Genomic DNA, 15470 nt, shown 5'->3' with positions numbered 1-15470 from the left:
AAAATCAGTTGGCTTTCTTATTGCTGCAACGCAACACATCGATAATTATCGTTAAGGCTAAGGCTATCGACAAATGAACTGCCTTACACTGCAGTCGCTTGTACACCTTAGCTTTTTGATGTGTTACGGTCCCTTGCACTATACATAAGGCCTATATGCTCTACGACTTGCACGAATTCCAGCGTTCCATGCTGGCCCCTTTAGTCACACTATCGGGGCAAGGCTCTGCCTTATTCTCTAACCCCTACAGTCCGTGGTCGTACACGCCATTGTCGAAACAGCTTGCTGCAAGTTACGAGCTTTTATACCGACTGGGCAAAGACTACGAGAAGCCCGAATGGAATGTGGCCCCCGTCGGTGCTCAAGGCCATCTTATAGAAACCACAGAGAAGTCAGTCATTCAGCTACCCTTTTGCCAGCTTTTGCATTTTGAACGGGTAGAGAGCGTGGCTTCGTTGCCAAAAGTGCTGATCGTTGCGCCGATGTCAGGGCATCACGCTACGTTATTACGCGACACTGTGCAGACCATGCTCAGGGATCATGATGTTTACGTTACCGATTGGATCGATGCCCGGATGGTAGCGCTTCATCATGGGGCATTTCATCTGGACGACTACGTCCACTACATCGAGCATTTTTTAACCACCTTGGGCAAAGATATACACATCGTATCCGTATGCCAACCCACCGTGCCCGTGCTCGCCGCGTTATCCATTACCGCAATAAAGAACCCTGCCGCCCTGCCTAAAAGCATGGTGATGATGGGTGGCCCCATTGACCCACGCGAATCGCCAACAGAAGTCAACTCACTGGCCATGACCAAGCCTTACTCTTGGTTCGAAAACACGCTCATACACCGCGTACCCATCCGTTACCCCGGCGCGGGACGCCGAGTCTACCCAGGTTTTCTACAGCATGCTGGGTTCATTGCCATGAATCCAGACCGTCATATGCAATCGCATCAAGACTTTTATCAGCGCCTGATTAAAGGCGACGACAGCGATGCCGAAGCCCACCGTCGCTTTTACGATGAATACAATGCGGTAATGGATATGCCTGCTGAATTCTATTTGGATACCATCAAAATCGTGTTCCAAGAGCACCGCCTACCCAAAGGCGAATGGGAAATTGACGGCACTCGAGTGACACCCCAATCGATAGTGGGCACCAGCCTTTTCACGATAGAAGGCGAACTTGACGATATTTCTGGCCTTGGTCAAACGCGAGCAGCGCAACGCTTATGTAGCGGAATTCCTGCGAATCGCAAATTACACTACACCGCACTGGGTAGTGGCCACTATGGTATTTTCTCGGGCCGCAAGTGGAGAAATCAAATCTATCCTAAAATAAAGGCGTTTATTGCAACAGCTGAGCAGCTGAGCACATAACTACAGCTTCCTTTTTAATTTTACGAATATTGGGGCCTGCTAGAGGCCCCTCTGTTATTGACTTATGAGCGTTGTCCCCTCTTTAACGGAACGCATTAACCAATTGCTTCCGCAAACCCAATGCACTCGGTGCGGTTACGACGCCTGTCAACCCTACGCCCAAGCCATTGCTGAAAAAGGCGAAAAAATAAATCGGTGCCCACCAGGCGGAACTGCAGGCATTCAAGCACTTGCCGAACTTACTGGCCACCCAGTAATCGAGCTAAACCCCGAGTGCGGGGAGTTCGGCCCCCAAACGGTTGCGCTGATCGACGAAGCCCATTGCATTGGCTGTACGCTATGCATACAAGCCTGTCCTGTTGACGCCATTTTGGGTGCGAATAAGCTCATGCATACGGTCATTAGCGATCAATGCACTGGATGCGATTTATGCGTAGCCCCCTGTCCTGTGGACTGCATCACGATGGTCGAAACCACCCCATGGACTCAAGTGCAGGCAGATCAGGCCCGTGTAAATTTTGAGCGACGCAAACAGCGCTTAGAAAGCAAACACAATGAAGACAGCGGTTTAGCAAACCGAGTGCTAGCCAATAAGCCCGAGGTTACTCAAACCGCTGACGACCCTGAGCGACGCAAAGCAAGCATTGCAGACGCCTTGGCACGTGCCCGCGCACGACGCGCCAATCCGGACTTAAACAAAAAATGAACGCCACCATACGCACCGAGATTTTCAGTCGCTTTCAAGCGGCTAACCCCAAACCCACCACAGAGCTTGAGTACGACAGTACTTTCCAGCTGTTAATCGCGGTGATTTTGTCCGCTCAGGCCACTGACGTTTCGGTAAACATTGCCACTCGTCGCTTTTTCCCCACTCACGGCACTCCTGAAGGTATTTTACGCTTAGGCGAAGAAGGCTTAATGGAATGCATTAAAACCATCGGCTTATTTCGCACCAAAGCTAAGAACGTCATTCGTACTTGCGAAATATTGATGGAGACACACCAAGGAGAAGTGCCTGACGATAGAGCCAGCCTTGAAGCGCTGCCCGGGGTAGGACGAAAAACCGCTAATGTGGTGCTCAACACTGCCTTTGGACAACCTACTATCGCTGTGGACACACACATCTTTCGCGTATCTAACCGCACGGGTATTGCGAAAGGAAAAAACGTCGTAGAGGTTGAGAAGCAGTTAGAACGCCTTATCCCCAAGCCTTTTTTATTGGATGCGCATCACTGGCTTATCTTGCATGGCCGATATATTTGTGTAGCCCGAAAGCCCAAATGCCCCCAGTGTGGTATTTCAGACCTGTGTGAATACAAAGCGAAGACACCTGCACCGGGCTAAATATAATAAAACCCCAACAGACTATGTAAAACCCGCATAGTCTAAAGTGGCGCAAATGCGCATAATTTTGCCATAACACACGATAAACTTCGGGCGCCACAGTACCTAGATAAAAAACTGCTGCCCCGTTATTCGATCAAAGGTGGGGCATGGGTGATACCACTCTAGAAGTGATTAACTTACACGTATGGCGTGGCCAGCAATATATTTTGCAAGGCATCAATTTGCACGCTTGCCGTGGCGAGCTCGTGTGTCTCATCGCCGACGAACACCAGACACGTCGTGACGCTCTGCACGGCCTTATGGGTATCAGTGCAAAACGCGAGGGTTCCGTACGCGTCCATAACATCGAATCCGTACATTTAGACGTGCTTGCCATGGGCAACTTAGGCATTAACTATTGCTCTAAATCCACAGGCGTGGTGCGTAACCTTAGCTGTGAAGAAAACCTCTTATTACCACTAACGAATATGGGCATGGGCGGTGGTCTACCCTTGGGCGAAATCTACAACCTTCTTCCCATGCTGAAGTCCAATAAGGATGTGCCTGCCATACGCTTACCGCCCGGTGAGCAACATATTCTGTCGGTAGCTCGTGCATTACGAGGCGGTGCCGATCTGCTCTTAATCGACAACCTATTGGCTGGCATCGCCCCCGTCTATCAAAAAAGTGCGCTTGATTTACTTGAAGCCTTAAAAGACCGTGGTTACACCTTAATCATGGCAGAAAGTACCAGCGATGCCCTTCAACACCTCACCGATCGCTTTTACCACTTACACGACGGGCAACTACAAGAGGCTCGTGTCCCGATCAGTTGCTAGTAATGTCGCCGTCTATCGTGTATTTGCACCTCTAGGCTACGAAACAAGGGCTAAAAGCTTTACTATGTAGAGATAGCCTTTCAATCTCGTCTGTTTATAGGTGTTATTTTGACTAAAGTTCACAAAACCACACAAGAGTGGCGAGCCATTTTGTCCCCTGAAGCCTTTCACATCACCCGTGAGCAAGGTACCGAGCGGCCTTACACTGGCGAATACTGGAACAGTACTGAAACCGGAATCTATCGTTGCGTATGTTGTGATACACCGCTTTTCGAATCCGATACCAAATTCGATGCCGGCTGCGGTTGGCCCAGCTATTTTTCTGCGCTGAACCCTGATCACGTTCGAGAAGAGCTAGATACCTCACACGGCAGGACACGTACCGAAATCGTGTGCAATATTTGCGATGCACACTTAGGCCACGTTTTTCCTGATGGCCCCCCACCCACCGGCTTGCGTTATTGTATAAACTCGGCAGCCCTAACATTTGAAGCCACCCCTGACGCTTAACTATGAAAAAGCTTTTATTCGATTTATTTCCATTAATTCTTTTCTTTATTGCTTTTCGCAATTTTGATATCTACACCGCAACAGCAGTGACTATTGTCGCCGTTTTTGCGCAAATCGCGTGGCTAAAACTACGACAAAAAACCATTGAAACCACCCACTGGATCAATCTGGGTGTCATCGTTGTTTTTGGTGGTGCTACACTTTTTTTCCAGAACGAAGCCTTTATTAAATGGAAGCCCACCGTGTTGTATTGGTTATTTGCGTCGATTTTGATTGGGAGCCATCTCATTCTTAGACGTAACTTAATGCAAAAAATCATGGGTGGACAAATCGTTTTGCCTGCTAAGGTGTGGGACAAAATGAACTATAGCTGGGCCTTATTTTTTATTGTGTCGGGAGCCTTAAATTTATATATTGCCTTCTCTGGCCACTTCAGCGAAAGCCAATGGGTTAACTTCAAAGTATTTGGCTCGCTTGTATTATTAATTATCTTTGTGATCGCACAGTCTATCTGGCTAGGACGCTACCTAAAAGACCATAACGCTGCCAACGACGATCAAATTTAAACTATTATGTCTACAACCATCAATTTAGAGCGTATTGATACGCTAAAAGCTCGTCTGGCCGACCTCGAGCCCTCGCATATCGAGGTTATTGACGAGTCACATATGCATGTGGGCCACGCTGGCGCTAAAGACGGCGCTGCTCACTTTAAGCTGCTTATCAGCTCGCAACACTTTGAAGGACTTTCTACACTTGCCCGACACAGACTTGTGTATGATCGCGTTCAAGACCTTATGCCACACCCTATACACGCGCTAACCATACAGGCTAGCGTTAACGCTTAACGAAGGACCCTCATGAAACGATTTGCTGCACTGGCTTTAACTTGCGCTTTTGCCCTTCCTGTTCACGCTCAGAACGTTGCTACAGTCAATGGTAAGCCCATCACTGAAAAGCAATTAAATGACTTTGTTGCCCTGTTAGTTGAGCAAGGTGCTAACGATTCTCCGCAACTGCGTGAACAAGTCAAAGAAGAACTCATCGGCCGCCAAGTTGTGGTTCAAGCTGCTGAAAAAGCGGGTTTAGAAAAACAAGCTGACATCAAACAAGAGCTTGAGCTTGCGCGCCAAGGCATTCTCGTTCGCGCTTTAATGTCTGACTACCTGAAAAAGAATCCCGTCACAGAGGCCGAAGTTAAAGCTGAGTACGAGACCTTAAAAAAGCAAGAAGCAGGTAAACAAGAATACAAAGTTCGTCATATCTTGGTCGAAGAGGAAGCGGACGCCAAGAAAATTCTTGCTGACTTAAAAGGCAAAAAAACCTCGTTTGAAGAAGCGGCCAAAACACACTCTATCGACACAGGCAGTGGCCAACGTGGTGGCGACTTAGGTTGGTCTAGCAGCCAAAACTACGTACCCACCTTTGCACAGGCTGTAGAAGCTCAAAAGAAAGGCGAGCTCAGTGCTGCCCCCATTCAGTCAGAGTTCGGCTGGCACATTGTGCAGGTTGACGACACCCGTACGATGCAATTCCCTGAGTTTGATGAAGTGAAAGCGCAAATTGAAGACATGATGCGTCAAACTAAACTGAGTCAGTATCAAGAAAGCCTATTTAAGGCCGCCGATATTAAGTAATGCATCCTGATAAGGTCTCGGCTCAGGCTAAGACCGCATCGCCAAAAAAGGCGGGTTCCCATTTCGAGAACCCGCCTTTTTTATATGGAACGTCAATTGACGATGCTAAGCCTTAATCCGGTTGACCCAGCAACGCTTTTAAACCTGCTTCGTCTAGAATCGATACGCCCAACTCTTGAGCTCGGCGCAGTTTAGACCCGGCCTCGACTCCCGCTACCACATAGGCTGTTTTACCCGAGACAGACCCACTTACCTTACCACCCGCCTCTAAAATATGGCGTGTCGCATCATCACGTGTCCAGTTGGGTAAGGTACCCGTAATAACAAACGTCTGACCGGCTAAAACGTCTCGAGATGACGCCGCCGCTACCGTCTCGTCAATACTGACACCCGATTGCAAGAGTTTCACGATCGCTGCGCGGTTATGAGGCTCGGCAAAGAAGTGAGCAATAGAGGCCGCAACAACTGGCCCTACTTCGGGCACCGCTAGCAAGCCCTCTTCATCCGCCTCCATGACATTTTCAAGCGTGGCGTAGTGCTTGGCTACATCCCGAGCTGTGGTTTCCCCCACATGTCGAATACCTAAGGCATACAGCAAACGCGCCAAACTGGGATGTCGCGCTTTATTGAGCGCATTAATGACATTTTCAGCAGACTTACGTCCCATGCGTGGTAAGGACAATAGCTCTTCTACACTCAGGGTATAGAGATCCGCCAACGTTTTAACCCTACCGGTGTCCACCAATTGCTCGATGAGCTTCTCGCCTACTCCATCAATATCTAAGGCTTTACGTGATACCGCATGCGATAAGCTTTGTTTACGCTGAGCCGCACACACCAGTCCACCCGTGCATCGGGCGATGACTTCATCTTCAGGCTTCTCAATCGCCGAGTCACAGACAGGACACGTCGTCGGCATCACGAAAACCTGCGTATTTTCTGGGCGTAACTCGAGCACCGGACGCACCACTTCAGGGATAACATCACCCGCTCGCCGAATAATGACGGTATCGCCAATGCGTACATCTTTACGGCGGATTTCATCCTCGTTATGTAAGGTGGCATTGGTGACGGTCACCCCACCCACAAACACTGGCTTTAAGCGTGCGACTGGCGTAATGGCACCCGTACGCCCGACTTGCACATCAATGCCCAGCAGCTCAGTGTTTGCCTCTTGAGCAGGATACTTATGCGCAATCGCAAACCGCGGAGCCCGTGCCACAAAGCCCAGAACACGTTGCTGATGCAGATAATTTACCTTATAGACCACACCATCAATATCGAAAGGTAAATCGGTACGTGCTTCTTCTGTGCGTCGATAAAAACCCAATAACCCGTCTACGCCTTTGACTACAGCGTGCGCTCGATGAACGGGAAAGCCCAATCGTTGTAACCACATCAACATCTCGGCTTGTGTGGCATAAGGCTCGATGGGCTCGTGATTCAACTGCGCTAATAAATCTTGCTGTGGACTGGGTTCGGTCACACTGATCTCACCCCAACCGTAGGCATAAAACCGTAAGCGTCGTTGGGCCGTGATACGAGGATCAAGCTGTCGCAAGCTGCCTGCTGCCGCATTACGAGGGTTAACAAACACTTTCTCACGTCGACGCTGCTGCTGACGATTCAGCTCTTCAAAGTCATTGTGGTTCATCAGCACTTCACCGCGAACTTCGAGCACGGCGGGCCAAGTCGTAGGCTTACCTAACAGACCAAGCGGAACCGAGGGGATCGTACGGATATTGGACGTAATATCTTCACCGGTTGCGCCGTCTCCACGTGTTGCCGCTCTGACCAAGACGCCATGTTCATAACGTAAACTAACGGCTAAACCGTCAAACTTATATTCGGCGTTGTACTCTACCGTGTCTGCCATCCCAATCAAGCCCGCTGCCTTTAACGTGTCTCCGACGCGCTTATCAAACGCGATCAGCTCGTCGTCTTCGAACGCATTTCCCAATGACAACATAGGTACTGAATGGGCAACAGTGTTAAAACCTGCCATGGGTGCAGCACCAACCCGTTGGGTTGGCGAGTCAGCCGTGACCCAATCTGGATGTTGGGCTTCTATTTCTTGCAATTCGCGCAGTAACGCGTCGTACTCAGCATCGCTAATCGTGGGAGCATCTAATACATAATAACGATGGTTGTGTAGCCTAATTTCCTGCTTTAAATCATCTAAACGTAATCTGGTCACGCAAATACCCTTGCCGTACGCGGTTCACCGGCGGTGAAGCCCGCTCTTTCTAATTGCTGATACATCGCAAAAAGCTGCTCATCTATACTTTGATCGGCACTTTCGGGAAGCGGACGCCCTTGGTCATCCAATAACTCACCCCCCAATCGCAACGCTAAGTCGCGACCCACACAAGCCATGCGACTAAAGGCTTGCTCGTCGGTAGGGCTATTGGGCAAATCAAGCAGCAAATCGACTCGCTCGATACTGGCCGACTTCACCTCATCCGCTAATAAACCATCGAATAATACGCTAAAACGGGGTATGCCCGAATCAGCCAGCCAGGCCACTTGGCGGCCATAGTCTAAAAACCCCATTTCGCGAATCACAGCCATGACTTGCTGGAAAGCAACCGGCCCGGGAAGACGCAAACTAAGCCCCACTTGGGCATCCAACTCGGCACACAACGCATCCAGCTGATGCGCTCGGCGCACCACATCGTCTTGTTCTGGGCCTTCGACCGCCGCATCGAAATGTTGCGCTACGCTTTGTGCTGCCGACCATAATCGCGACCATTCGATATCGGTTAATGGACCGGCTCGATTGGCCAAAAGCACGGCCAGTTGCATCGAGCTATACAACTCGTCACCCGCCAACTGCGATCGAGGAGTTCCATCTTCGGCGATCGCAAAGAAACGCAGGGGCTTTGCATCGGCACGTAAATGATCATGCAGAACCTGAGCCAATTCGCGCCCCATAACTGGTGATGCAAAGGCAATATCAATTACGGCTTCACAGGCAGCATCAACCTCATCGAATGAGTCAGTGGCGCTATCGCTTAACGAATCCGCAATGTGTACGGTGGGCTCTTTGCGTACCGCTGAACTTGCAACGTGGCTCATGAGCGGATCATGCTCATCTTCGGGGAACTGCGCTTGCATTTGCTGTCGAACTCGTCGGTCTTGCCACCAGTTAAACAGCAATACAAGGGCAATAATGATGACCCCCAACGAAATCAAACCTATTTGTAAATCACTCATAGTGCGACCTGTATAAATAAAACCGTGTTTGCGGCGCTGTTAGGCTTCGGCCATTTGTAAGGCTGACTCGACATCCACAGCCACAATACGCGAAACCCCCTGCTCTTGCATGGTAACCCCAACCAATTGTTTCGCCATATGCATTGCTATTTTATTGTGAGAAATGAATAAAAACTGTGTCTGCTCGCTCATGCTCGTTACCAATTTAGCGTAACGCTCGGTATTGGCGTCATCAAGGGGCGCATCCACCTCATCCAATAGACAAAAAGGAGCGGGATTCAACTTAAACAGGGCAAAAACCAGCGCTGTTGCCGTTAAGGCCTTCTCACCGCCAGACAGCAAATGGATAGTGCTATTACGCTTACCCGGAGGCTGCGCCATAATAAGCACCCCTGAATCCAGTACGTCTTCCCCGCTTAAACTCAGCTTGGCCTCGCCACCGCCAAAAAGCTGGGGAAACAACTCACCAAAATGCGCGTTAACCGCGTTGAAAGTACCCATCAATAACTCTCGGGTCTCTTTATCAATTTTACGTATGGCATCTTCTAGCGTCTCAATCGCCAAACTTAAATCAGCATGTTGTTCGTCTAAATATTGTTTACGTTCTTGCGCCGCCTTGAGTTCTTCGAGAGCCGCTAAGTTAACCGCCCCCAGATTATCGATTTGACGAGAAATTCGCTGAGCCTCTGACTGTAACCAACCCAGCTTTTGCCATTGCTCCGGCTTCTCTGAAATCGTCGTAGCCAAAGCGGCTCGATCAACCTTTCGTTCGTCAAGTAACTGGCTGTATTGCTCGACCGCCAAGCGTGCGGCTTGTTCCTGCAACTGCAGCTCAGTCACTTGTGCGCGTAAAGGATCGACGCCTTGTTCAATCTGGCTCTTTTCAGTTTCAGCTTCTCGCAACTCGGTAGCAGCAAAATCCATCCCACGTCGAGCGGCGCTGAGTCGCTCTTCCTGTTCCGCCCGCGCTTCCAGCGCTTGCTGCAACCCTTCCTGAGTGGGCGAAGCATCCATCTCGCTGAGCTCGCCCTGTAAACTACTAAGCTCGGCTTGTGCACGTTGTAATTGCTCTTGCGCCAATCGTCTCGTTCTTGCCAACTCTTCATGGCGAGCTTGAAGCAAACGCTCGGCGTGCTGAACCTGCTGAAGATCGCGCTCGCGATCTCGTGCTTGATGACGAGCCTCTGCCACGGAAGCGTTCGTTGCCTCACTGACTCGCTCGGCCTGCTCTTGCTTGTCTTGAGCCTCAAATAGCTGCTCGGACAACTCGCTTTGATCGTGCTCGGCCTCGTCTTGTTTGGCGGCTAGCTCTTCGTATGTGTCGGCCATGTCGTCTAATTCAGCTTGAACACGATGGGCACGCTCTTGTGCCTGATACGACTGTTGCTGCAACGAGGCGCAATCCATCTGTACGGTATGTAAACGACTCGTGAGCTCTGCCACCCGTTGACGAGCGGACGGTAGCGCTTGCGACAATTGCGACCATTGTTGATGGCAGCGTTGAGCCTTGCCCTCTACTTCGTGCACGGACAACTGGCTGGCTTTAATCTCTTTTTGGGTATTCAGAATGTCTTGCTGACGGGCGAGTACACCCGCTTGGGCATCATCGGGCGCATAAAACTGTACCGACCATTGATCGACCAGATGCCCCTGAGGCGTAACAAAACGCTGTCCCGCTTCAAGCTGCTCGCGCTGTCTCAACGCCATCTCAACGCTATCGCAGATCAAAATATTCGCCAACCACTGCGTGACCAACTGCTGCAGCCCCGGATTGGATAGGCTGAGTTTACGCGCTAGGCTATGCTCAAGCGTCACCGTCGTCTGAAGCATCTCAGGCGGCTCAATAAAATAAAGGCGTGTAGGCGGTGGATCTTGAAGAACGGCCGACAACGAGTCCAATTGGGCTACGGGTATACCACCGAGGTAATCACGTAACGCGGCCTCAACGGCAGTTTCCCATCCGGGAGAGATTTGGATTTGCTGCCATAGCTTACGCACATCGGAATACTGATGCTTAGCTAACCATGGCTCGAGCTTATCGTGACGTTGGACATCGGCTTGCAACTGCTCTAAGGCAGCTAAGCGCGCCTCAAGTTTTGCGTGTGCAGCTAGGCGCTGCTGCACGTTCGCTTGCGCTTCGGCACGTTGGCTCTCAAGCTCGGGAAGCTCGGATTCAAGGCGCTGTAATTGCTGTTGTGCGCCCCCTAGCTGTTGTTGCAATTGTTGCTGCTCCCCTTCCAAGCGTTCAATATCCGAGTTGTCCACCACCTTGAGCTCGGCCTTTTCTTGCTCTAATCGCTGTTGTCTTGACGCCAATTGTTCTCGCTGTCTGTGCAAATCAGCAATGGCTTGAGCACGCAGCGCTAAGGCTTGTTCTAATTTAGCGACCTGCTGTCGTACCTCATCGCGCTGCAGGCCTAAACGTCTGACCTGCTCTTCAAGCTCTGGCAAACTGTCTTGAACCTGCTCTGAGCGAGCCTCGGCTTCCACAATGGCCGCAGCAGCGTCTTCAAGCTGCACAGTTAACGCAGAAAGTTCGTCTTCACAATACTGCTCTTGCTCTGCCCATTCGTTTTGTTGTGCGGCAAGCTGCTGCTGGCGGCTCTGCATCCGTGCACGCGCATCCAAAGCATGTTTAATTTCGGCCTCAAGGCTACTGACTTTAGCCCCCGCCTCAAGCAATTCCGACTGCGCTTGATGAACCGCATCACTGGCATCAAAATGCGCTTGGCGTAAGCGTTCAATGCGTGCCTCTAGCCCGCGCACCCCACCCACAGCCGCTTCCACCTGCGTTTGCGCCTGTTGTATGGCTAGGCTCTTTTTTTGTTGATCTTCTTTGGCGTTACTTTCACGTAGCCACCACAATAAATGTTGTTTTAACTCGCCCTCTTGCTGTAGCCCTTTATAGTGAGCAGCCACTTCGGCCTGCTGTGTCAAACGCTCGAGTTGGGTCTCTAGCTCGCGTAAAATGTCATCCAAACGAAGCAGGTTTTCTCGGGTATCAGCAAGACGACTTTCGGTTTCTCGACGCCGCTCTTTATAGCGCGACACCCCAGCGGCTTCTTCTAAATAAACACGTAGCTCTTCAGGTTTGGCTTCAATCAAGCGATTGATCATGCCTTGTCCGATAATGGCATAACCGCGTGAACCCAAGCCTGTACCCAGAAAAATATCGTGTATATCGCGACGACGAACTTGCTGGTTGTTTATGAGGTATGTGCTCGTGCCATCGCGGCTTAGCACCCGCCCCACCGAAATTTCGTTAAAGGCTCCCCACTGCCCACTGGCGCGACCTTCTGAATTATCGAACACCAGCTCTACCGATGCACGAGCCGAGGGCTTACGATTTCCACTTCCGTTAAAAATCACATCCTGCATTGACTCGCCACGAAGCTCGGATGCACGGCTTTCACCCAACACCCACCGCACGGCATCAATAATGTTGGATTTACCGCAACCGTTGGGACCCACCACTCCGACCAACTGACTTGGCGTTGGTATCACAGTGGGATCCACAAAGGATTTAAATCCAGCAAGTTTTATTTGTGTTAAGCGCACGATCGAGGTTGGCGTATAGTTAATGGTTTAGCAAAGCAGTGGCGCACAAAATAAGTGTGAAACAACCAAAGTTCAAACGAGCCTCTAGTAGGCTCGTATGATAACGCACCGCTACTCGCTCTAGTAAAAACAAAGCAATCAAAATAGCGCATCTACGTTATGATTTCCCTCGTTGCGTCTTTCTAGCCGCTATACTCAATATCGTTTCAATCGAACACTTAGTTTCCACTTAACACTTTGCCTTACAAATGTAGGTAGACGTAGAGAAATTGTTTTGAAAAAAGGCTTCTATCTGGTTATGGCTGCCCAAGCGCTGTCGTCTATCGCCGACAACGCTTTACTCATTGCGGCCATTGCTCTTATTGCTGACCTACAAGGTCCAGACTGGATGGCGCCCATGATGAAATGGTGGTTTGCATTGGCTTATGTGGTGCTGGCCGCATTTGTCGGCGCCTTTTCTGACTCTTACCCTAAAGGTAAAGTCATGTTTGCCACCAACGCAATCAAACTAATGGGTTGCGCCATCATGTTTGGTCATCAATACATTGCGCCAACTGAACACCAGCAACTGCTATTGGTCTTTGTGTCCTACACCCTCGTGGGTATTGGCGCTGCAGCCTACTCGCCTGCCAAATACGGCATTGTGACCGAGATGCTGCCACCCGAAGACTTAGTGAGAGGAAACAGTTGGATAGAAGGCTTAACGGTCTTATCCATTATTGTCGGCACCGTTGTTGGCGGCGTACTCGTAAGCCCCAGCATTTCCGAACAACTACAAAGCGTTAAATGGATTAGCGCTGTGGCCCAAAGCCGCGTCGAAGTTGCCATCCTGTTAATTAGTTTGGTTTACGTTGCAGCGGCGCTTTGCAATTTAGTCATACCGCGCACCAATGTGGTCTACCCCAAACAAAAAACACAGCCGCTCGCATTACTTCGCGATTTTCGCTTCTACGTGAGCATTTTGTGGCGCGACAAACTCGGACAAATTTCCTTAGCGGTCACTACCCTTTTTTGGGGTGCCGGCGCCACACTGCAGTTTATCGTCATCGAATGGAGTAAACATCAACTGGGCTATCGTCTTGATCAGGCCTCGATTTTGATGGGGGTGGCTGCTTTGGGTACGGTAATCGGTGCCATCGTTGCTGGCCGCGTTCCACTTCAAAAAGCCCTACATGTTTTGCCCGTAGGGGTAGCCATGGGTTTAGTAGTCCTGTTAATGCCCTTTGCCTACTCGACATGGGCCGTGTATGCACTGCTGCTGGCGATTGGCGCCTTATCCGGCTTTTTTGTGGTCCCCATGAACGCCCTACTTCAGCACCGAGGCCATGTGCTGCTATCCGCCGGACACTCTATCGCCGTACAAAACTTTAATGAGCAATTAAATATCTTATTAATGTTGAGTTTCTACAGTCTACTGCTGTGGTTAGACCTACCCATTAACCTCATTATTGTATTTTTTGGCTTACTGGTCGCCTCATTAATGCTGGTCATCATGCGCTGGAATCGACACAACCACCGTCGTAACCCCGACCTGAGTAAGCAAATTGGGCATCGAGGACGAGGCAGAGCACTAAAGCGAACTTAAGCGTTTTGGCTAAGCCCTTTCACCAACGCTAAATCGCGCCAGGCATTGGCTTTATGCTGGGGGCGTAACAATAACGAAGCAGGGTGATACGTGACCACCACAGGTAAGCTTCTGCCTTGCGGCGATTGCCAATGGTGTATTTTAGAACGCAGCTGTTCAATATCGTCGTTAACACCCAATAACTGATTCGCTACCTGCTGCCCTAAAGCTAGTATGTACTGCGGTTGCAGTAATTCAATTTGCTTCAGTAAGTACGCGCTACACGCTTGAATCTCCGTACTATCAGGCCCTTGGGGTTCAAGGCTGCGACACTTCACCATATGAGTGACATAACAATGTTCAGTCGTGTTCAACCCCACACTACCTAACATTTCGTCCAATAACGCCCCCGTATGACCATCGATCGCTATTCCAGATTTGTCATCCGCATCACTGGGAGCATCGGCCAACACAAACCATTGCACCGTCTGCGTTCTTCCTTTACCAAACACCACCCTTGAGCGGTTCTGATGCAAAGCGCACGAAACACACGCTGCTGCAGACTGTTCTAAAGCCGCTAAGTCATCAGGAATGAGGCGCTGAGCCGCTGTTGTTGCTACGGTTTCATCGGGGGTAGACGTGGACGACGTTTGCGTTGGACGGATATTCGCCGCGCGTCGCAAGGCATTAATGGACTCTTGCAAAGACCGCGGTTGTGGTGCTGGCGTTTGCTCTTGATTTTGCTCAACAGAAGTTGATACTACGGCAACCGACTCCACCGCCTCGCTGCTTACGGTGGGCTGAACCGCCTCAGAATGAGTGGGATGAGCCACCATAGTCGGTTCAACATTAAGACGAGATAAATACGCGCGATCAATGCCCAGTTCTTGCAACCACGCATATTGAATGGCCTCTAGCCTTAATTCACGATCAACTGAACCCGTCACATGTCATCCTGTAGAAGTGTTTTACGTAATAGCAACGCATCCTCACGCTCGCCTTGCGCACTTTGATAATAGTTTTTCCGCCGCCCCACCGAAACAAAACCTTGTTTCTCGTAGAATCGTTGCGCTTGTGCATTCGATTGACGCACCTCTAACATAACCGCCGTTAATGATTTGGCGCGTATGCGTTGTTCAACATCAAGCATCAGGCGCTGACCCACCCCCATATTTTGGAGATCGGGGCTGACGCCGATTAATAATAACTCGCCCACATCGGGCGCCATCAACACCACGGCATACCCCACAATTTTTGCTTTTAACTCGGCAACCGTCATGGTGTAGCACGACATATACGCATCTTTAAAACTTTGAACTGTCCAAGCTTGATAAGGCTGCACCGCCGCCTCGATCTCGGCCACCGCCGAAATATCCGCGGCCTTCATGTCCCGAATAGCAAGCTCGGCTACGTTCTGGATGCTTGATGGCAT

General features: G+C 50.3%; 14 protein-coding genes. 9 read left to right on the top strand and 5 right to left on the bottom strand.

The features are described 5' to 3' along the window. The first annotated feature begins 155 nt into the window (after window positions 1–155). From AC2UZI_RS05560 to AC2UZI_RS05525, 8 genes are all read left to right on the top strand, one after another. Window positions 156–1388, top strand: coding sequence for a polyhydroxyalkanoate depolymerase (locus tag AC2UZI_RS05560; protein WP_486942817.1), 1233 nt, complete (start codon window positions 156–158; stop codon window positions 1386–1388). A gap of 64 nt (window positions 1389–1452) precedes the next feature. Further along, a complete protein-coding gene (locus tag AC2UZI_RS05555) occupies window positions 1453–2094 on the top strand; it encodes an electron transport complex subunit RsxB (RefSeq protein ID WP_486942816.1) in 642 nt (213 codons plus the stop codon). Then, on the top strand, window positions 2091–2732 hold the full coding sequence (gene nth / locus AC2UZI_RS05550) for an endonuclease III (RefSeq protein WP_486942815.1): 642 nt from the start codon (window positions 2091–2093) through the stop codon (window positions 2730–2732). The genes AC2UZI_RS05555 and nth overlap by 4 nt, the downstream gene beginning before the upstream one ends. Before the next feature lie 149 nt (window positions 2733–2881). Then, complete coding sequence (locus AC2UZI_RS05545) at window positions 2882–3553, top strand: P-loop NTPase family protein (RefSeq protein WP_486942814.1); 672 nt, start codon at window positions 2882–2884, stop codon at window positions 3551–3553. A 108-nt stretch (window positions 3554–3661) separates the two neighbouring features. Continuing rightward, window positions 3662–4063 (top strand): peptide-methionine (R)-S-oxide reductase MsrB, encoded by a 402-nt coding sequence (gene msrB / locus AC2UZI_RS05540; RefSeq protein WP_486942813.1) that lies wholly within the window; start codon window positions 3662–3664, stop codon window positions 4061–4063. A gap of 2 nt (window positions 4064–4065) precedes the next feature. Continuing rightward, window positions 4066–4629: a septation protein A gene (locus tag AC2UZI_RS05535; protein WP_486942812.1), complete on the top strand. Its 564-nt coding sequence runs from the start codon at window positions 4066–4068 to the stop codon at window positions 4627–4629. Between the two features lie 6 nt (window positions 4630–4635). Continuing rightward, a complete protein-coding gene (locus AC2UZI_RS05530; protein WP_486942811.1) occupies window positions 4636–4911 on the top strand; it encodes a BolA family protein in 276 nt (91 codons plus the stop codon). Between the two features lie 12 nt (window positions 4912–4923). Continuing rightward, window positions 4924–5700, top strand: a complete 777-nt coding sequence (locus tag AC2UZI_RS05525) for a peptidylprolyl isomerase (protein WP_486942810.1) — start codon at window positions 4924–4926, stop codon at window positions 5698–5700. 112 nt (window positions 5701–5812) lie between these two features. On the opposite strand, the gene ligA is transcribed toward AC2UZI_RS05525, so the two are convergent. Genes ligA through smc form a run of 3 tightly spaced genes read right to left on the bottom strand, consistent with a single transcriptional unit; the run spans window position 5813 to window position 12474 of the window. After that, window positions 5813–7897 (bottom strand): NAD-dependent DNA ligase LigA, encoded by a 2085-nt coding sequence (ligA, locus tag AC2UZI_RS05520; protein ID WP_486942809.1) that lies wholly within the window; start codon window positions 7895–7897, stop codon window positions 5813–5815. Continuing rightward, window positions 7894–8916 carry a cell division protein ZipA C-terminal FtsZ-binding domain-containing protein gene (locus tag AC2UZI_RS05515; protein ID WP_486942808.1) on the bottom strand — a complete coding sequence of 341 codons (1023 nt, stop codon included), beginning with the start codon at window positions 8914–8916 and terminating at the stop codon, window positions 7894–7896. The genes ligA and AC2UZI_RS05515 overlap by 4 nt, the downstream gene beginning before the upstream one ends. A gap of 39 nt (window positions 8917–8955) precedes the next feature. Then, window positions 8956–12474, bottom strand: a complete 3519-nt coding sequence (smc, locus tag AC2UZI_RS05510) for a chromosome segregation protein SMC (protein ID WP_486942807.1) — start codon at window positions 12472–12474, stop codon at window positions 8956–8958. Window positions 12475–12748: 274 nt separating this feature from the next. Between smc and lplT the strand changes: the two genes are divergently transcribed. Then, complete coding sequence (lplT, locus tag AC2UZI_RS05505) at window positions 12749–14059, top strand: lysophospholipid transporter LplT (protein WP_486942806.1); 1311 nt, start codon at window positions 12749–12751, stop codon at window positions 14057–14059. Here lplT and AC2UZI_RS05500 read toward each other — a convergent pair. Next, window positions 14056–14985, bottom strand: a complete 930-nt coding sequence (locus tag AC2UZI_RS05500) for a uracil-DNA glycosylase (RefSeq protein WP_486942805.1) — start codon at window positions 14983–14985, stop codon at window positions 14056–14058. The two genes, lplT and AC2UZI_RS05500, sit on opposite strands and share 4 nt — an antisense overlap. Beyond that, window positions 14982–15470, bottom strand: coding sequence for a ribosomal protein S18-alanine N-acetyltransferase (rimI, locus tag AC2UZI_RS05495; protein WP_486942804.1), 489 nt, complete (start codon window positions 15468–15470; stop codon window positions 14982–14984). Before rimI ends, AC2UZI_RS05500 begins: the two co-directional genes overlap by 4 nt.

Source organism: Paenalcaligenes sp. DL 463 (genome assembly GCF_057475185.1).
The sequence above is the reverse complement of the archived record's forward strand: the minus strand, read 5'-3'. Positions and strand labels throughout refer to the sequence as shown.

Excerpts from the sequence above, each read along its gene's own strand:
- AC2UZI_RS05560 (WP_486942817.1), top strand. The coding sequence starts at position 156 with ATGCTCTACGACTTGCACGAATTCCAGCGTTCCATGCTGGCCCCTTTA.
- AC2UZI_RS05555 (WP_486942816.1), top strand. The coding sequence starts at position 1,453 with ATGAGCGTTGTCCCCTCTTTAACGGAACGCATTAACCAATTGCTTCCG.
- nth (WP_486942815.1), top strand. The coding sequence starts at position 2,091 with ATGAACGCCACCATACGCACCGAGATTTTCAGTCGCTTTCAAGCGGCT.
- AC2UZI_RS05545 (WP_486942814.1), top strand. The coding sequence starts at position 2,882 with ATGGGTGATACCACTCTAGAAGTGATTAACTTACACGTATGGCGTGGC.
- AC2UZI_RS05535 (WP_486942812.1), top strand. The coding sequence starts at position 4,066 with ATGAAAAAGCTTTTATTCGATTTATTTCCATTAATTCTTTTCTTTATT.
- AC2UZI_RS05530 (WP_486942811.1), top strand. The coding sequence starts at position 4,636 with ATGTCTACAACCATCAATTTAGAGCGTATTGATACGCTAAAAGCTCGT.
- AC2UZI_RS05525 (WP_486942810.1), top strand. The coding sequence starts at position 4,924 with ATGAAACGATTTGCTGCACTGGCTTTAACTTGCGCTTTTGCCCTTCCT.
- AC2UZI_RS05515 (WP_486942808.1), bottom strand. The coding sequence starts at position 8,916 with ATGAGTGATTTACAAATAGGTTTGATTTCGTTGGGGGTCATCATTATT.
- rimI (WP_486942804.1), bottom strand. The coding sequence starts at position 15,470 with ATGCCATCAAGCATCCAGAACGTAGCCGAGCTTGCTATTCGGGACATG.